Origin of the sequence: Serratia sp. M24T3 (assembly GCF_000257645.1) — a bacterium.
Classification (GTDB): Bacteria; Pseudomonadota; Gammaproteobacteria; order Enterobacterales; family Enterobacteriaceae; genus Rouxiella.
Genome location: NZ_AJHJ01000010.1, coordinates 132,701 through 149,380, shown reverse-complemented (window position 1 = coordinate 149,380; position 16,680 = coordinate 132,701). Strand labels below are relative to the sequence as shown.

Here is a 16,680-nt window from a genome sequence, read left to right as displayed (position 1 = left end):
TAAATATCGAAAAGGCTGAAAATATGAGCAAAATAAACCAACAGGACGTTGAGCGCCTGCTCGAATTAGTCGGCGGCAGCGAAAATATCGCCTCCGTGACGCACTGTATTACCCGCCTGCGTTTTGCCCTTAACGATCCCGCCAAGGCCCATCCCAAACAGATTGAAGATCTGCGCATGGTCAAAGGCTGTTTCACCAATGCCGGGCAATTTCAGGTCGTCATCGGTCCAGAAGTTGACGATTATTATCAGGCGCTTATCGCCATTTCCGGGAAAAAAAGTGCCAGCAAGGCCGAGACCAAGGCGGCCGCACGACAAAATATGAATCTCTTTGAACGTGTGATCTCGCACATCGCCGAGATATTTTTCCCGCTGTTGCCAGCATTAATCAGCGGTGGCTTGATTCTCGGCTTTCGCAATCTTATCGGCGACATTCCGTTTGATCACGGGCAATCGCTGGCCAATATCTATCCGCTATGGAAAACCGTCTACGATTTCCTGTGGTTGCTCGGCGAAGCAATTTTTATGTTTCTGCCCGTGGCTGTGTGTTGGTCGACGGTAAAAAAACTCGGCGGCACCGAGATTCTGGGGATTGTGCTGGGTATTACGCTGGTTTCGCCACAGCTTATGAATGCCTATCAGTTAGGGCAGCAAACGCCTGAAGTGTGGAATTTTGGCTGGTTTACCGTCGAGAAAGTGGGTTATCAGGCACAGGTTATTCCGTCGATGCTGGTCGGAATAGCGCTGGTGTGGATTGAGAACGGTCTAAAGAAAATAGTGCCTAGCTATCTGCAACTCGTGATTGTACCTGTCGTTTCGCTGTTAATTGCCGTTTTTCTGGCGCATACGCTGATTGGACCGTTTGGTCGTACAGTCGGTAATGGCGTAGCCTGGGTGGTGAAAACAGCGATGACCGGCAGCCTCGCGCCCATCGGTGCCACAATATTTGGCTTCTTGTATGCACCGCTGGTGATCACTGGCGTGCATCAAACCACGCTGGCTATCGATATGCAGATGGTGCAAAGCACCGGAGGTACGCCAGTCTGGCCGCTAATCGCCCTCTCTAATATGGCGCAGGCCAGCGCAGTACTCGGCATGGTGATCATCAGCCGCAAACACAATGAGCGGGAGATTTCTGTGCCCGCCACCATCTCGGCCTATCTTGGCGTTACTGAACCGGCGCTGTACGGCATTAACCTTAAATATCGTTTCCCTATGCTGTGCGGCATGATCGGATCGGCCCTCGCTGCTCTGCTTTGCGGCTTAAACGGCGTGACCGCCAACGGTATCGGCGTCGGCGGCTTACCGGCAATCCTATCGATCAAGACCCAATTCTGGAGCCTGTATGGCATTGCAATGCTGATAGCCATACTGGTGCCGTTAGTACTGACTATCGCCGTCTATAAACGCAAGCTTAAACGGGGAGAATTCAATAACTGACTTCTTTGTTTTACATCAATTTTGGCGGCATTAATCTCAAGGAGATATCTACATGTAGCGTATATAGTAAGTAACAACGCTACATGTAGTGAGTTAATTTAAAAGGACCTGAATTGTGAAACCTGAAACCTCTGACTTAATCACCATCAAACCCACGATGGGCGGCCGCCTTTATCAGGAAATTCGCGGCTTGATGGAGCAGAGCAATCCGGCGCTGCTAAACGAAAATGCCAATAAAGACAGCAAGGTAATTCCCACTCAGCGGGATTTGCTAGCCGGTATCGTCGCCAAACACTACGCCCGCGAGCACATTTTGCCGGACGATGTCGTGCAGGCACATGAGCGCGGCGATATTCACTATCACGATTTAGATTACTCACCTTTTTTCCCGATGTTCAATTGCATGCTGATCGACCTCAAAGGCATGCTGAATCAGGGATTCAAAATGGGTAACGCTGAAATTGATACACCAAAATCAATCTCGACCGCCACTGCCGTAACCGCGCAGATCATTGCTCAGGTTGCCAGCCACATTTACGGCGGCACCACCATTAATCGCATTGATGAAATCCTCGCGCCTTTCGTGATGCAAAGCTTTGAGAAGCATAAAAAAACGGCTCGACAATGGGCGATTGCCGATATTGAGTCCTATGCACGCCAGCTCACCGAGAAAGAGTGTTATGACGCTTTCCAGTCGCTGGAATATGAAGTCAACACCCTGCACACTGCCAATGGCCAGACGCCTTTTGTGACCTTTGGTTTTGGGCTGGGAACCGGCTGGGCGTCGCGGCTGATCCAGCAGTCAATTCTGCACAACCGCATTGCCGGTCTCGGTAAGAACAGTAAAACGGCGGTATTTCCCAAGCTGGTATTTGCCATCCGTGAAGGCCTCAATCACAAGGCTGGAGATGAAAATTACGATATCAAACAGCTGGCATTAGAATGTGCCAGCAAGCGCATGTACCCCGATATTCTCAATTATGATCAGGTGGTTAAAGTTACCGGCTCCTTTAAAACGCCGATGGGATGTCGCAGTTTTCTCGGTGTTTATGAGGAAAATGGTGAGCAGATCCATGAAGGGCGCAACAATATCGGGGTGATCAGCCTGAACCTGCCGCGCATTGCCTTGCAGGCAAAAGGGGACGAAAACGCCTTCTGGGCCTTGCTCGATCAACGCCTGCTGCTGGCAAAAAAAGCCCTTATGACGCGTATCGCCCGGCTCGATGGCGTAAAAGCTCGCGTAGCACCCATCCTCTATATGGAAGGCGCCTGCGGCGTGCGTTTGCGGGCAGATGACGATATCAGCGAGATTTTCAAACACGGTCGTGCCTCGATTTCGCTGGGCTATATTGGCGTTCATGAAACGGTTAATGCCCTGTTTGGAAACGAGATCCACCTGTATGACTCGGCGGCGCTGCGCGATAAGGCCCTGGCGATTGTCGCTCGCCTCAAGGCAGCGACCGAAAGCTGGAAACGTGAAACCGGCTACGGCTTTAGCTTATACAGCACGCCCAGCGAAAATCTCTGCGACCGTTTCTGCCGTCTGGACAGCGCCGAGTTTGGCGTAATACCCGGCGTTACCGACAAAGGTTATTACACCAACAGCTTTCATCTTGACGTCGAGAAGAAGGTCAATCCTTACCAAAAGCTCGATTTTGAAGCGCCCTATCCACCGGTTAGCGACGGCGGATTCATCTGCTACGGCGAGTATCCCAACTTGCAGCATAACCTGCAGGCTTTGGAAGACGTGTGGGACTATAGCTATTCCCGCGTGCCCTACTACGGTACCAATACGCCGATCGATGAATGCTACGAATGCGGATTTACCGGCGAATTTTCCTGTACCAGCAAAGGGTTTACCTGCCCAAAATGCGGCAATCACGACGCCTCGAGAGTCTCGGTGACCCGCCGGGTATGCGGCTATCTCGGCAGCCCTGATGCACGGCCTTTTAATGCCGGCAAACAGGAAGAAGTTAAGCGACGCGTTAAACATCTCAGCGTAGGAAAATTGAGGTAATCTCATGAATTATCATCAGTATCATCCTATCGACGTTGTCAACGGGCCGGGTACGCGCTGCACGTTGTTCGTTTCTGGCTGCGTTCATCAATGTCGCGGGTGCTATAACCAGAGTACCTGGCGGCCAGACTCGGGCCTGCCTTTTACGCTGGCGCTGGAAAACCAGATCATTACCGATTTACAAGATACGGCCATTCCGCGACAGGGGCTATCACTCTCCGGCGGTGACCCTTTGCATCCGCAAAATCTGTCGGCGGTTAAGCGGCTGGTGCAAAGAATTAATTGTGAATGCCCCGGAAAAGATATTTGGCTATGGACCGGTTACTGCCTGAATGAACTTAGCCTTGAACAATGGAAAATTGTCGGCGAAATAAGCGTATTAATTGATGGAAGGTTTATTCAGGAACTGCGCGACCCGTCGCTTATATGGCGCGGCAGCAGTAATCAGGATATTCACGTTTTGCGTTAGCTTATATCTTAAAAAACCCGTTAATAAAATGGATAAGGATAGGCTTTGCTCCCCCGCTTCCACATTTTCATAAACTGAATATTGCTATTAATAAACACTCTTTCATCCCAACGAGCTGTGGAAGCAAATAGTAATCTTCTGACTTTTCGAGTAAAGCGGCATCGCTTTATTTTACGAGACGTCGCCCAATATTATTCATCTTCCTGCAATCCCCGCTTCACCGAACTGTCATTTATCGTGTTCAAGATGGTGCCAACGTCGAACTGAGGTTGACACTATGCAAACTTTTGGCTCCATCTCCGAGAATCACCCACGCGCCAAACGTCATGTCAGGTGCTCTTTTGCCAACGGTGCTTTATCTGCACAACAGGCAGCGAGGCATTCGTTATGATGGACTTATCTAGACATCCGACCACTTACCCTACCCGCTATCAACAGATTGCCGCCCAGCTGGAACAAGAGCTGCGCAACACCTACCGCTGCGGCGATTATCTGCCACCGGAAAATCAGCTTGCCGATCGTTTTCAGGTTAACCGCCATACCCTGCGTCGCGCGGTTGACGAGCTGGTCGAGCGCGGCTGGCTGCAGCGTCGTCAGGGCGTAGGTACGCTGGTGTTGATGCGCCCATATGATTACCCGCTGCATTCTCAGGCGCGATTCAGCCAGAACCTGCTGGATCAGGGCAGTCATCCTACCAGCGAACGCCTGCTCGGCGTGCTGCGCCCGTGTGTCGAACATGTCGCCAGCGCCATTGGTCGTGAAGAAGGTGACACGGTGATCCACCTGCGCACGCTGCGTCGGGTAAACAATGTGCCGGTCTGCGTGATCGACCATTATCTGCCTGATCTCGACTGGTGGCCCACATTACAGAATTTCCACAGCGGTTCGCTGCACGATTTTATCCGTAGCGAGATACATCAGCCGTTGAGCCGCCACACCACCCGCATCAGCGCCCGCCGCGCATTGGCCAAAGAAAGCAAGCTGCTGGAAATAGTGCCGCAGGCACCGCTGCTGTGCGTACGTACCCTCAACACCTGTGATAGCAACGGTAGCGTGGCGGAATATTCCGTCAGTCTCACGCGCGCTGACATGATTGAACTCACCATGGAGCACTAATGGACGCCTTACAAACTCGTCAACGCTGGATGTCGGTGTTGGCTCACAGCCAGCCGTCGGAGCTGCTTGAACACTGGCAGCCGTTGAATCTTAGTCCGACTTTTGAATGTTTACGGCCGGCAGAAACCGGTCTGACCCAGCTCCAGGCCCGGATGGGCGGCACCGGAAAACGCTTCGTAATGGGTGATATGACCGTCACCCGTGCCGTGGTGCAACTTGAGTCCGGCGTCTACGGCTACAGCTACGTGCGCGGTCGCGACAAAGCCCACGCCGAACTCTGCGCTGTGATCGATGCCCTGCTGCAAGTCTCTGGTATGGAAGAGTTAATCCACAAACGCGTGATTGCGCCTCTGGCCGCCAGCCAGCAGGCTCGTCGTGAACAACGCGCCCGTGAGATTGCCTCTAGCCGTGTCGATTTCTTCACTCTGGTTCGCGGAGAATAACTATGTCACTTGTTGCCAGTTTTCAAAGTCCGGTTGCCGATGCGCAATACAGTTTTCGTCGTATTCTCAAAGCATTAAGCGAACCAGGCTCAATAGTTACCCTGCCGACCATGCCAGGATTTGGCGTGCTGGGCTCCGCCAGTGCCTGTGTGTTGCTAACCCTTATCGATCAGGATACGCCGCTGTGGATAGGCCCACAGCTTAACGACGACGTTCTGCGCCAGAACCTGCGTTTTCACACCGGTGCCGTGCTAACCGACGATCCGCGCAGTGTCAGTTTTGCGCTGGTCGAAGGATCGCTCGACAGCGCCACTTTGCTAGCCTTCCCCTGCGGCGACGAAATGTCCCCCGAGCTGGCAACTACCGTGATTGTGCAGCTTGAATCACTCGACGGCGGTCAGCCTCTGCGCCTGCGCGGGCCCGGTATCGAGCAGGAACACATCGTTTCTCCGCTGCTGCCCGAATGTGTCTCTCACTATCTTGTCAACCGCCCGCACCGCTTCCCGCTGGGGCTGGATTTTATGTTTACCTGCGGTGAGCAGCTGCTTGCCTTGCCGCGCACCACACGCGTGGAGGCCTGCTAATGTACGTTGCCGTTAAAGGGGGCGAAAAGGCTATCGAGGCCGCCCATGAACTGCTGGCGCACCAACGCCGTGGCGATACGCAGATTTTTGAGATCCAGGCCGCTCAGATCGAGCAACAGCTGGGTCTGGCGGTAGATCGAGTGATGAGCGAGGGCGGGATTTACGATCCACAACTGGCCGCGCTGGCTATCAAGCAGTCTTCAGGGGATCTGGTCGAAGCGATTTTTCTGCTGCGTGCCTATCGCACTACCCTGCCGCGCCTGGCTGTCAGTCAGCCGCTGAACACCGCCAATATGCGTCTTGAGCGCCGCGTTTCTGCCATCTACAAAGATTTGCCCGGCGGACAGGTGCTTGGCCCGACCTATGACTATACCCATCGCCTGCTGGACTTTGCGCTACTGGCTGAAGGTTTGGACCCACAGGCGCCGATAGCAGACGAAATGCTGCCCGAATCTTGCAGTCATGTCTTCGAAATGCTGGCGAATCAACAGCTCGCAGCGCGCGAAGAAGATGACGGCAGCGAGCCAGATGATATTACCCGCACGCCGCCAGTTTACCCCGCCAGTCGTGCTGCTCGCCTGCAACAGCTGGTGCGCGGTGACGAAGGCTTCCTGCTGTCGTTGAGTTATTCCACCCAGCGCGGTTATGGCCGTAATCACCCCTTTGCCGGTGAAATTCGTACCGGTTGGCTGACAGTGGAAATCGTGCCGGAAGAACTGGGATTTGCCATCGATATTGGCGAGATTCTGTTGACCGAATGCGAAATGGTTAACGGTTTTATCACTCCGCAAGACAAGCCGCCGCACTTCACTCGCGGCTATGGATTAGTGTTTGGTCGTGCCGAGCGCAAGGCGATGTCGATGTCACTGGTAGACCGGGCCCTGCAAGCGCCCGAATACAACGAACAGGTGCGTAGCCCGGCGCAGGACGAAGAATTTGTCTTGTCGCATGCCGACAACGTCGAGGCCGCCGGTTTCGTCTCACACTTGAAACTTCCCCATTACGTCGATTTCCAGGCCGAGCTTGAGCTGTTGCAGCGCTTGCGTGAACAGCGTGCCGCCGCGGACAAGGACATTGCCAATGAAAAATAATAACACCACGGCGACTGGCTACAACCAAGGTTATCTGGATGAACAAACCAAGCGCATGATCCGCCGGGCAATATTGAAAGCGGTAGCGATCCCCGGTTATCAGGTCCCGTTTGCCGGACGTGAAATGCCAATGCCTTACGGCTGGGGCACTGGCGGGATCCAGATTACCGCCAGCGTGATCGGCCAGCAGGACGTGTTGAAAGTTATCGATCAGGGCGCAGACGACACCACCAACGCCGTGTCGATCCGCCGCTTCTTTAAAAATGTCGCCGGTGCCGAGACCACTGAAAAAACCCGTGACGCCACGCTGATCCAGACCCGTCACCGCATTCCCGAAACGCCTCTGGCTGAGGATCAGATCCTGATATTCCAGGTACCGATCCCCGAGCCATTGCGCTTTATCGAGCCGCGCGAAACCGAAACGCGAAAAATGCACGCGCTGGAGGAATACGGCGTGATGCAGGTGAAGCTTTACGAAGACATCGCCCGCTTCGGCCATATCGCCACCACCTATGCCTATCCGGTAAAGGTTAACGATCGCTACGTGATGGATCCTTCGCCGATCCCTAAATTCGACAACCCGAAGATGCACATGATGCCTGCGTTACAACTGTTTGGTGCCGGTCGTGAAAAGCGCATCTACGCGCTGCCGCCGTTTACCAAAGTCGAAAGCCTGGATTTTGAGGATCACCCGTTCACGGTGCAGAAATGGGATCAGCCGTGTGCCATCTGCGGATCGCACGACAGCTATCTCGACGAGGTGGTGCTCGACGATCTCGGCAACAGAATGTTTGTCTGTTCCGATACCGACTACTGCGCCGAGCAGGTTGCAACCGCATCTTCACACGAGGTCAATAATCAATGAATCCGGTCAACTCTTCAGCCACGCCGCTGCTCAGCGTAGAAAACCTGACCCATCTTTATGCACCGGGCAAAGGTTTTAGCGACGTGTCTTTCCAGCTTTATCCTGGCGAAGTGCTGGGCATTGTCGGTGAATCCGGCTCGGGTAAAACCACTTTGCTGCAATCGATTTCTGCCCGTCTTGCACCGCAGCAGGGCCAGGTGATTTACAACAACGGCGTGCAGCCTTCGCAGTCTTTATACCAGATGCCGGAAAGCGATCGCCGTCGCCTGCTGCGCACCGATTGGGGCGTGGTTCATCAGCATCCGATGGATGGCTTGCGTCGTCAGGTTTCTGCCGGGGGCAATATCGGCGAACGCCTGATGGCTATCGGTGAACGTAATTACTCGCGCATTCGTCAGGAAGCCAGTCAGTGGCTGGAAGATGTCGAGATCCCGGTTTCACGCCTCGACGATCTGCCGACCACCTTTTCCGGCGGTATGCAGCAGCGCCTGCAAATCGCCCGCAATTTAGTGACCCATCCTCGTTTGGTATTTATGGATGAACCAACCGGTGGGCTGGACGTATCCGTGCAGGCGCGCCTGCTGGATCTGCTGCGCACGCTGGTGGTGGAAATGCAGCTTGCGGTGGTAATTGTGACCCATGATTTAGGCGTAGCGCGACTGCTGGCGCACCGTTTGCTGGTGATGAAACAGGGTCAAGTGGTGGAAAGTGGGCTGACCGATCGGGTTCTCGACGATCCGCATCATCCTTATACCCAGCTGCTCGTTTCTTCCGTTTTGTCCTGAGAACCCCAGAAGAGTGATAAACCAATGACAACCAGACTCCGGGTCGAAAATCTGAGTAAAACCTTTGTTTTACACAACCAGCAGGGGATCAAACTGCCGGTGTTTCATAACGCCAGTCTTGAAGTAAACGCAGGGGAATGCGTGGTGCTGCACGGCCATTCCGGCAGCGGGAAATCTACCCTTTTGCGGTCACTTTACGGTAATTATCTGCCGGACAGCGGCCACATTTGGGTCAAACATCAGGATCAGTGGGTCGATATGGTCAACGCCCAGGCTCGCGAAATCCTTGACGTGCGCCGACACAGTGTCGGCTGGGTAAGTCAGTTTCTGCGCGTTATCCCGCGTATCAGCGCGCTGAATCTTGTCATGCAGCCGCTGGTCGAATTGGGTATTGGCAAGCCAGAAGCCGAGCAGCGCGCGGGTGAACTTTTACAACATTTGAACGTGCCGCAGCGCCTGTGGCAGCTCGCGCCTTCAACCTTTTCCGGCGGTGAACAGCAGCGAGTAAACATTGCGCGCGGGTTTATTGTCGACTATCCGGTGTTGCTGCTTGATGAACCCACCGCCTCGCTGGACGCCACCAATCGTGCGGCGGTGGTGACACTGATTGAAAAAGCTAAAGCACGCGGCGCGGCGGTGGTGGGTATTTTCCATGATGAAGACGTTCGTGAGCGCGTGGCCGACCGGCTGCACGTGATGACCCCGGAATTGGCTAACGCGGAGAATCTGGCATGATTATCAATAACGTCAATCTAGTGTTGGCGCATGAAACAGTTAAAGGTTCTATCGAGATAAAAGAGGGGCTCATTTCTTCTTTCACTGATAGCTCCAGTCAGTTGCCGCAGGCGGTGAACGCTGAAGGTTCGTGGCTCATGCCCGGTTTCGTCGAGCTGCATACCGATAATCTGGATAAGTTTTTCACTCCGCGTCCCAAGGTTGACTGGCCTGCACATTCGGCCATGAGCAGCCACGATGCGCTGATGGTGGCGAGCGGTATTACCACCGTGCTGGACGCTGTTGCGGTGGGTGACGTTCGCGACGGCGGCCATCGTCTGGAAAACCTGATGAAAATGATCGACGCGGTCATTAATAGCCAAAAAGCCGGTCTTAATCGCGCCGAACATCGCTTGCATCTGCGCTGCGAGCTGCCGCACTCGTCAACGCTGCCGCTGTTTGAAGAATTGATGCACAAGCCGGGCGTTTCGCTGGTTTCGCTGATGGACCATTCCCCGGGCCAGCGCCAGTTTTCGACCCCGCAGAAATATCGCGAATACTATCAGGGTAAATATCAGCTTAACGATGAGCAAATGGAAGAGTTTCAGGCGGCGCAAATCGCCAACTCACTGCGCTGGGCTCAGCCCAATCGTCTGGCCATTGCCACACACTGCCGCCAGTTGGGCATTGCCTTAGCCAGCCACGATGACGCAACCTCGGCGCACGTCGCCGAATCGAAAGAGTTAGGCAGCGTGATTGCCGAATTCCCGACCACCGAAGAAGCGGCACGGGCCTCGCACGCAGAAGGCCTGCAAGTGTTGATGGGTGCACCAAATATCGTGCGCGGCGGCTCGCATTCCGGCAATGTCGCAGCAAAACAGCTGGCATCATTGGGTCTGCTTGATATTCTCTCTTCTGACTATTATCCCGCCAGCTTGCTGGATGCCGTATTCCGCATTGCCAATGATGAGTGCAACACCTTCAGCCTGTCGCAGGCGGTGGCGCTGGTCACACGTAATCCGGCAGCCGCATTGGGACTAGAGGATCGCGGTGAGATTGCGGAGGGCAAGCGTGCAGATCTGGTGTTGGCACGGGCGCACGAGCATCATCACTATGTGCAAAATGTCTGGCGTCAGGGAATACAGGTATTCTGATGGCAAAGCTGGTTTACGTTATGGGCGCGTCGGGGTCGGGCAAAGACAGCCTGCTTGATGCACTGCGCAATAAGCTGCCGCAAGGGTTGTTGGTGGCGCATCGTTATATTACCCGCGCGGCCCAGGCTGGCGCGGAAAATCATGTCGCACTTAGCCTCGACGAATTCCAGCTGCGCAAATCTCGCCAGCTGTTTGCCCTCGACTGGCAGGCTCATCAAACCCATTACGCGCTAGGGATCGAGATAGATCTTTGGATGCAGCAAGGGTTTACTGTCGTGGTTAACGGATCTCGTGCTCATCTTGCCCAAGCCGAGGCGCGTTACGGTAGCAGCCTGCTCGCCGTCTGCCTTCATGTCTCCACTGAGGTTCTGGCCGAGCGGCTTGAGGCTCGCGGACGTGAATCACCGTCGGAAATCCAGCAACGCCTGCGCCGCGCCTCGGAATATCAGCATAGCTTGCCCGCAAACTGCCATCGCCTTAATAACGACGGCTGTTTGCAAGAAACGCTGACTGAGTTGCTGAGTTTTTTGGGCGAACGAGCAACCTGCGCGATACCACTGGACGGTTATCCTCTCGCCATGCCAAGGAATTAAGGGGTAAGTCAGCGTAATCGCAGCAATCCAGAAGTTTGCAGGCGTCGCAGGAATAGATTTTTGTAGAGAAGAAGTAGTGGGGAAAATTTGGCGTTTTTGATTATAGATTAGCATAACAAACGCCGAGTTTTACTTCGTTCTGGCCCCTTAAATTTGAATACAATCCGCTAAATTTCCAGCGCTTCTACGACTTAAAGCTTTAACTCCCTCTCAAGCTGATGCAACGCCTTGCTTAACGGAGGTTGGGCGATGAACAACACTTCTGAAGCCGCCGAGATTCACCCGTGTTCATATACGGCTATGAAATAACCTGGCGGCTTCAATTTACTCATGCATCACGCTGCCACAGCAGTTTTTTACCGAAGCCGAGCGTGTTGTCGGTCATTTTGATTTCGTCGAGTTGCAGCTGCCAGATAGGCGCTTTCATTGCGATCGCTACCGGAAAATGTTTGCAGTAAAGCGTGCGGGCCGACTTGTCTTCCTGACCTTCTAAAATCGTGGCGCTGCCTCGATACTGAATGCCTTTTATCAGGGCGACAGTCTTGGGCTGAGTGGCGATCGTACCCACAATGTGAGGATTCTTTTGCATTAATGCGCCGTGGCGGGTCTTTAGTTCGGTCATAAAATACAGACACATACGTTCAACATCGGTCACATAAAAACAGTTGGCGCTCCAGATATCACCTTCAGCATGAGCGCATAAAGCAAGCACATGATTTTTATTCAAATAACGACTAATAATCTTTATGTCATCGGGATCGTTCATACCTTTCTCCTGGAGAAAAATTCTTTTTATTTTAGCGCGATACCCAGCAAGTTACAGTCTGCGATTGCCTGAGGAGGTGCGTAAGGTGCGCTTTTGCTTCACACAGCCGCTGCATCAGGGGTAATCTGTGGCACACATCTTATTCTTAGAGTCATTCAAATATTGTGGCCTGCTCTTCCTCTGAACCGATTATTACTCTGTGGCATCTCTATATGCTGCGTACCCCGACTGGCATGCTGTATACCGGGATCACCACCGATGTGTTACGTCGCCAGCAACAGCATCAAAGTGGCAAGGGGGCAAAATCCTTACGGGGAAAGGGAGAATTAACGCTGGTCTTTCACTGCCCGGCAGGCGACCGCTCTCAGGCTTCAAAACTCGAATATAAAATCAAACAGCTCAATAAAAAACAAAAAGAGAAATTGGTTAAAGATTATCCTAAAGATATCTTGGAATGGTTGGCTTAGGCTTTTATAAGTATCAGCTTATTTGAGGAATAAAAAAGGGGCGCTCAATGCGCCCCGATTCTATTAATACCGTGTTCTGCTAATTACAGAGCCAGGTTAACCATCACACCGCCGATAAACGCATCTTTAACCTGGCTAACTGCACCCGGAGAAGAAACGTATTGCAGGTTTGGACGAATAGTCAGCCAATTAGCCACCTGAATACCGTAGTACAGTTCGTAGTTAACTTCTGCACCGCTTTGAATCGGCAAATAAGTTGGGTTGTTGTAGTTATCAACGCCGTTGGCCGCATTCTGCTCACGCTGGGTCTCGGTAACATCTTTATTCACGTGGATACGCGCTACGCCAAAGCCAAGCTCATCTTTAGGACGTGAATCGAAGATACCGCGATAAGTCACCGCGACTTCTTGATAGTTATCGGTTTTTGAAGTTTTCTTGTCGTTCATCACGCCTTGAACGGTCAGTGTCAGGCCGCGATTTTTGTCACCGGCAACTGAAGTAAGCTGTTGTTGAACCAGCAGGTAACCGCCGTAAGCGTGCGCATCACGGTCGTAAACTTCACTACCATTTTGAATCGAGCCGCTGCTGTAAACGTTGCCTTTGGTCGAGCTGTAGTAGGCACCTACAGCATATTTACCTGGAAGCTGTTCTGGTCCAAGTGATGGTTTCCAGCCAAATTCAACCGGAACCAGGTTGCCGACGGTACCTGTGGTATCCAGACGGAAGCCATTGCCAGTGTTGTAGTTTTTAGGGTTCTGGTTATAGATACCAACCTGAGCATAAACTTCTGGTGTGAAGTTCAGCTTGATACGGCCACCCCACTGGGATACAGGCCAGTTGTACCAGCGATCGCCACGCCAGTTACCCGCCTGTCCACTGCCCAATGCCAGGTTCTGGAAGTTGCTGTTCAGTGAGTCGAAATCTTCACCCACGGTCACACGGCCGGCTTTGATATTCAGAGTATCGTTGAAATATCCCTGACTAATCCAGAACTGTGTCAAACGCGTGGTTTGACCACGGCCCCAGACTTCCTGTGAGGAGGAAAGAGTGCCGCTACGTGGATCGCCAACAGCGTCGTTGGAAATGTTTCTACCGTTACGGTTGGTGACGGTGAACTGGAAGATCGTGTCTTTCCAGTTAAGTAATTTATCAAGGTCAAGGGTGGTGCCGGCCTGCCACTGGTCTGAATAACGCGCAGTGGTGTGCTTGTCATAACCACCGGAGAAATTGCTGCCCGTTTCAGAGGTGTAGTTAAGCTGGAAATCGATACCTTCATCTTTCAACGAGCTACGCGTGCCGCCCCAGTCTCCCAACATATAAGTGGAGTCTTCTGAGAACGGTCCTGCTGCATCGGCGGCCAATACGTGGGCTGAGCTAAAAAGCAGTCCAACAGAACATGCCAGATACAACTTTTTAAAACGGAGAGGAGATTTATTGGCCACTTTAGATTCCTTATAATTCTTAAAGTTCAGTTTAAACTTCAGTAAGAACTATATTATTCTTCAACACGTAATATTCTGTGACCTAGATTTGATTATTTAAAACAATATAATTAAAGATGTAACATAACATTGACAGGTGTTGATTTAAATAACACCAGTTTAAACTTTTTGTGCTAAATATGTCTTAATTAATTCTGAAATGATAATAATTCACCTACTGAGCACTAATTGTTAACGCAAAAACAACATGGCAAGACGTAATTATCACTTAAGTGACCGATATTTATTTGCACTTTATTTAACCAATCTTAATTAGCAATTTGAGCTATTCATTTGAATTAGCATTTTTAAGCGAAAAAAAAGCCAACGTAAGAACGTCGGCTTATTGGAAAAGATATTAAGACTTAAATGTGGTCAAAATGTGGAGGATATTCCACCAGCCCACTAGCACCTTCCAAGGCATTATCAGCTAAAACATACAGTTGAAAATGCTGCTCAGTGTCCGGCCATTTACAATGTAAATTGTGTGATGCAGCACGCTTGAAACCGAAGCGCCCGTAGTATTCTGGATCACCCAACACGACGACCGCCGCATAGCCAAATTCATTGAGAGAATCCAGACCTTCGTAAATCAGCTTTTCGCCAATTCCTTGCCGGCGCAATGATTCATCTACCGCCAGTGGCCCCAGCCCGACCCACTGACGATCTTCACCATGCACATCGACCGGGGTGAAAGCAGCGTAACCCACGACACCGCCTTCATCATCGGTAGCCACCACGCCAAGAGTAAGCAAGCCATCTTCACGCAGGCGCTGGACCAAATCCGCCTCGCCATCGCGGCCAAAAGCCTGGCGCAGTAAATTATCAATGCCTGCGGCATCAACAGGTATTTCGACTCTGATTAACATGATATGGCTGCCGGAGAGAATGACTCGCCGTCCTCTTGTCTGTCAGCTTTACAATGTCTAGCTGCACTATTTGCTGTTTCACTATTTGCTGCATAAATAAAGGCTGCAAGGCGATTAAGCCCCTCTCGCAATAAAACAGGCATGTTTTCAGGCTCAATGGAATCCATCAGATTTTTTACGTTCAGGCCCAATTCAGTGTCTCCTTCAATACGTAAACGCCTTTTGAAAAACAGCGTGTCAGGATCTTCTTTACGGGCGGCGACCAGTAACAGGTCATTCGCATTGCCAATAAAGCTTACGTCGGCCTCACCCTGCTCGCAAACGCGCAACTTGCCGTTCTCAACGGTCATAAGCCAGTGCAGCGAAAGATCGCTTATCTCGATGCCTAGCCAGCGCCCCTCTAAAAAGGCGAGATCGCCGTCGGCAAGCGCCTGTCGAAATTGCCAGCCAAGCACCTGCTGTAAAAGCTGCCGTTTCAGGGCGAAAGGGGTAAATCTCAGCGGTACACTTAACAATGACGGCCCCTGACTCACCACCTGTGCTCGTAATTTTTGCAACACTGGCACTTCTCCTTAAGATGACTGGCTTGTGGACATATTGGACTAAATACAGCCTATTTTGCCATAAAGGAAATTATCCACCGCGGCCTGCATCAATATTCTCCTGTAAAAATAGTGCACCAGAAATACCCCATACACAACCTCTGCCTAAAGACACATTCATTCAAAAGATAATAAGCTGCCTTAAATCAAAATATTGCTACCAAGGCTTCTCTAAAATGAAGGTCGATTTTAGCCGCATATCGCGGGTGAAGCAGGAGAAGACCATGGAGCTACTTTGCCCGGCGGGAAATTTGCCCGCACTAAAAGCAGCCATAGATAACGGTGCAGATGCGGTCTATATCGGCCTGAAAGATGATACCAATGCCCGACACTTTGCCGGTCTCAATTTTACTGAGAAAAAGCTGCACGAGGCAGCAGAATACGCACACCGCCGCCATAGAAAGCTTCATGTTGCCATTAATACCTTTGCGCATCCTGCGGGTTATCAACGCTGGGAGCGTGCGGTGGATATGGCAGCTCAACAAGGCGCAGACGCGTTGATTCTGGCTGACCTGGCAATGCTGGAATATGCCGCCGCGCGATACCCGGACATTGAGCGCCACGTTTCGGTACAGGCATCGGCCACTAATCAGCAGGCGATCGCTTTCTATAAAAATAACTTCGATGTTGCCCGCGTGGTGTTGCCGCGCGTGCTATCGATGCATCAGGTACGCCAGCTTTCCCGCAGCACTTGCGTGCCGCTTGAGGTGTTTGCCTTCGGCAGTTTGTGCATCATGGCCGAGGGGCGTTGTTACCTGTCTTCCTATCTAACGGGTGAATCGCCAAATACTGCCGGCGCCTGTTCACCGGCTCGATTTGTGCGCTGGCAGCAGACCTCTTCGGGCATGGAGTCGCGGCTTAACGATGTGCTGATTGACCGCTACGCGCCGAATGAAAACGCCGGTTATCCCACTTTGTGCAAAGGCCGTTATCTGGTCGATGGCGTGCGTTATCACGCACTGGAAGAGCCTACTAGTCTGAATACTCTGGAATTATTGCCTGAGTTATTTGCCGCCAACGTGGTGTCGGTGAAAATTGAAGGACGCCAGCGCAGTCCTGCCTATGTTAGCCAGGTGACACGCATTTGGCGTGCCGCCATTGACCGCTGCCAGCGTGATCCTCAGAAATTTATCACAGAAAAAAGCTGGGTCAACGAGCTGGGATCGCTGGCCGAAGGCACGCAGACCACGCTCGGTGCCTATCATCGAGAATGGCAGTAATTAAG

Annotated in this window: 18 protein-coding genes; 14 read left to right on the top strand and 4 right to left on the bottom strand. The window is 52.2% G+C overall.

Annotated features, from left to right (window positions below):
• The first annotated feature begins 23 nt into the window (after window positions 1-23).
• The 12 genes from treB to phnN all read left to right on the top strand — a co-directional run bounded on the left by treB (window position 24) and on the right by phnN (window position 11,270).
• Entirely contained in the window at window positions 24-1,439 is a 1,416-nt protein-coding gene (treB, locus tag SPM24T3_RS10950; RefSeq protein ID WP_009636817.1) for a PTS trehalose transporter subunit IIBC, read from the top strand.
• 157 nt (window positions 1,440-1,596) lie between these two features.
• Window positions 1,597-3,456, top strand: coding sequence for an anaerobic ribonucleoside-triphosphate reductase (gene nrdD, locus SPM24T3_RS10945; protein ID WP_086013224.1), 1,860 nt, complete (start codon window positions 1,597-1,599; stop codon window positions 3,454-3,456).
• Window positions 3,457-3,460: 4 nt separating this feature from the next.
• Window positions 3,461-3,925 carry an anaerobic ribonucleoside-triphosphate reductase-activating protein gene (gene nrdG / locus SPM24T3_RS10940; RefSeq protein ID WP_009636815.1) on the top strand — a complete coding sequence of 155 codons (465 nt, stop codon included), beginning with the start codon at window positions 3,461-3,463 and terminating at the stop codon, window positions 3,923-3,925.
• Between the two features lie 387 nt (window positions 3,926-4,312).
• Window positions 4,313-5,041: a phosphonate metabolism transcriptional regulator PhnF gene (gene phnF / locus SPM24T3_RS10935; protein WP_192807946.1), complete on the top strand. Its 729-nt coding sequence runs from the start codon at window positions 4,313-4,315 to the stop codon at window positions 5,039-5,041.
• Window positions 5,041-5,484, top strand: coding sequence for a phosphonate C-P lyase system protein PhnG (gene phnG / locus SPM24T3_RS10930; RefSeq protein WP_009636813.1), 444 nt, complete (start codon window positions 5,041-5,043; stop codon window positions 5,482-5,484). The genes phnF and phnG overlap by 1 nt, the downstream gene beginning before the upstream one ends.
• Before the next feature lie 2 nt (window positions 5,485-5,486).
• Window positions 5,487-6,068, top strand: a complete 582-nt coding sequence (phnH, locus tag SPM24T3_RS10925; RefSeq protein WP_009636812.1) for a phosphonate C-P lyase system protein PhnH — start codon at window positions 5,487-5,489, stop codon at window positions 6,066-6,068.
• Entirely contained in the window at window positions 6,068-7,159 is a 1,092-nt protein-coding gene (locus SPM24T3_RS10920) for a carbon-phosphorus lyase complex subunit PhnI (RefSeq protein WP_009636810.1), read from the top strand. Before phnH ends, SPM24T3_RS10920 begins: the two co-directional genes overlap by 1 nt.
• Complete coding sequence (locus SPM24T3_RS10915) at window positions 7,149-8,024, top strand: alpha-D-ribose 1-methylphosphonate 5-phosphate C-P-lyase PhnJ (RefSeq protein WP_009636809.1); 876 nt, start codon at window positions 7,149-7,151, stop codon at window positions 8,022-8,024. Before SPM24T3_RS10920 ends, SPM24T3_RS10915 begins: the two co-directional genes overlap by 11 nt.
• Window positions 8,021-8,809 carry a phosphonate C-P lyase system protein PhnK gene (gene phnK, locus SPM24T3_RS10910; protein WP_009636808.1) on the top strand — a complete coding sequence of 263 codons (789 nt, stop codon included), beginning with the start codon at window positions 8,021-8,023 and terminating at the stop codon, window positions 8,807-8,809. Before SPM24T3_RS10915 ends, phnK begins: the two co-directional genes overlap by 4 nt.
• Window positions 8,810-8,833: 24 nt before the next feature.
• On the top strand, window positions 8,834-9,544 hold the full coding sequence (gene phnL / locus SPM24T3_RS10905) for a phosphonate C-P lyase system protein PhnL (RefSeq protein WP_009636807.1): 711 nt from the start codon (window positions 8,834-8,836) through the stop codon (window positions 9,542-9,544).
• Window positions 9,541-10,677 (top strand): alpha-D-ribose 1-methylphosphonate 5-triphosphate diphosphatase, encoded by a 1,137-nt coding sequence (gene phnM / locus SPM24T3_RS10900; RefSeq protein WP_009636806.1) that lies wholly within the window; start codon window positions 9,541-9,543, stop codon window positions 10,675-10,677. The genes phnL and phnM overlap by 4 nt, the downstream gene beginning before the upstream one ends.
• Window positions 10,677-11,270: a ribose 1,5-bisphosphokinase gene (gene phnN / locus SPM24T3_RS10895; RefSeq protein WP_009636805.1), complete on the top strand. Its 594-nt coding sequence runs from the start codon at window positions 10,677-10,679 to the stop codon at window positions 11,268-11,270. The genes phnM and phnN overlap by 1 nt, the downstream gene beginning before the upstream one ends.
• A gap of 328 nt (window positions 11,271-11,598) precedes the next feature.
• On the opposite strand, the gene SPM24T3_RS10890 is transcribed toward phnN, so the two are convergent.
• Window positions 11,599-12,036 (bottom strand): YhbP family protein, encoded by a 438-nt coding sequence (locus SPM24T3_RS10890; RefSeq protein WP_009636804.1) that lies wholly within the window; start codon window positions 12,034-12,036, stop codon window positions 11,599-11,601.
• A gap of 212 nt (window positions 12,037-12,248) precedes the next feature.
• Between SPM24T3_RS10890 and SPM24T3_RS10885 the strand changes: the two genes are divergently transcribed.
• On the top strand, window positions 12,249-12,503 hold the full coding sequence (locus tag SPM24T3_RS10885) for a GIY-YIG nuclease family protein (protein ID WP_009636803.1): 255 nt from the start codon (window positions 12,249-12,251) through the stop codon (window positions 12,501-12,503).
• An 83-nt stretch (window positions 12,504-12,586) separates the two neighbouring features.
• Here the strand turns inward: SPM24T3_RS10885 and SPM24T3_RS10880 are convergent, their stop codons facing one another.
• The 3 genes from SPM24T3_RS10880 to SPM24T3_RS10870 form a co-directional block, all read right to left on the bottom strand.
• Complete coding sequence (locus SPM24T3_RS10880) at window positions 12,587-13,945, bottom strand: carbohydrate porin (protein WP_009636802.1); 1,359 nt, start codon at window positions 13,943-13,945, stop codon at window positions 12,587-12,589.
• Between the two features lie 404 nt (window positions 13,946-14,349).
• On the bottom strand, window positions 14,350-14,853 hold the full coding sequence (locus SPM24T3_RS10875; protein WP_009636801.1) for a GNAT family N-acetyltransferase: 504 nt from the start codon (window positions 14,851-14,853) through the stop codon (window positions 14,350-14,352).
• Complete coding sequence (locus SPM24T3_RS10870; protein ID WP_009636800.1) at window positions 14,847-15,413, bottom strand: SCP2 domain-containing protein; 567 nt, start codon at window positions 15,411-15,413, stop codon at window positions 14,847-14,849. Before SPM24T3_RS10870 ends, SPM24T3_RS10875 begins: the two co-directional genes overlap by 7 nt.
• 266 nt (window positions 15,414-15,679) lie before the next feature.
• Here SPM24T3_RS10870 and SPM24T3_RS10865 point away from each other — a divergent pair, with 266 nt between their 5' ends.
• Window positions 15,680-16,675: a peptidase U32 family protein gene (locus tag SPM24T3_RS10865; protein WP_009636799.1), complete on the top strand. Its 996-nt coding sequence runs from the start codon at window positions 15,680-15,682 to the stop codon at window positions 16,673-16,675.
• Window positions 16,676-16,680 lie beyond the last annotated feature (5 nt).

Excerpts from the sequence above, each read along its gene's own strand:
- treB (WP_009636817.1), top strand. The coding sequence starts at position 24 with ATGAGCAAAATAAACCAACAGGACGTTGAGCGCCTGCTCGAATTAGTC.
- nrdD (WP_086013224.1), top strand. The coding sequence starts at position 1,597 with ATGGGCGGCCGCCTTTATCAGGAAATTCGCGGCTTGATGGAGCAGAGC.
- nrdG (WP_009636815.1), top strand. The coding sequence starts at position 3,461 with ATGAATTATCATCAGTATCATCCTATCGACGTTGTCAACGGGCCGGGT.
- phnF (WP_192807946.1), top strand. The coding sequence starts at position 4,313 with ATGATGGACTTATCTAGACATCCGACCACTTACCCTACCCGCTATCAA.
- phnG (WP_009636813.1), top strand. The coding sequence starts at position 5,041 with ATGGACGCCTTACAAACTCGTCAACGCTGGATGTCGGTGTTGGCTCAC.
- phnH (WP_009636812.1), top strand. The coding sequence starts at position 5,487 with ATGTCACTTGTTGCCAGTTTTCAAAGTCCGGTTGCCGATGCGCAATAC.
- SPM24T3_RS10920 (WP_009636810.1), top strand. The coding sequence starts at position 6,068 with ATGTACGTTGCCGTTAAAGGGGGCGAAAAGGCTATCGAGGCCGCCCAT.
- SPM24T3_RS10915 (WP_009636809.1), top strand. The coding sequence starts at position 7,149 with ATGAAAAATAATAACACCACGGCGACTGGCTACAACCAAGGTTATCTG.
- phnK (WP_009636808.1), top strand. The coding sequence starts at position 8,021 with ATGAATCCGGTCAACTCTTCAGCCACGCCGCTGCTCAGCGTAGAAAAC.
- phnL (WP_009636807.1), top strand. The coding sequence starts at position 8,834 with ATGACAACCAGACTCCGGGTCGAAAATCTGAGTAAAACCTTTGTTTTA.
- phnM (WP_009636806.1), top strand. The coding sequence starts at position 9,541 with ATGATTATCAATAACGTCAATCTAGTGTTGGCGCATGAAACAGTTAAA.
- phnN (WP_009636805.1), top strand. The coding sequence starts at position 10,677 with ATGGCAAAGCTGGTTTACGTTATGGGCGCGTCGGGGTCGGGCAAAGAC.
- SPM24T3_RS10890 (WP_009636804.1), bottom strand. The coding sequence starts at position 12,036 with ATGAACGATCCCGATGACATAAAGATTATTAGTCGTTATTTGAATAAA.
- SPM24T3_RS10885 (WP_009636803.1), top strand. The coding sequence starts at position 12,249 with ATGCTGCGTACCCCGACTGGCATGCTGTATACCGGGATCACCACCGAT.
- SPM24T3_RS10875 (WP_009636801.1), bottom strand. The coding sequence starts at position 14,853 with ATGTTAATCAGAGTCGAAATACCTGTTGATGCCGCAGGCATTGATAAT.
- SPM24T3_RS10865 (WP_009636799.1), top strand. The coding sequence starts at position 15,680 with ATGGAGCTACTTTGCCCGGCGGGAAATTTGCCCGCACTAAAAGCAGCC.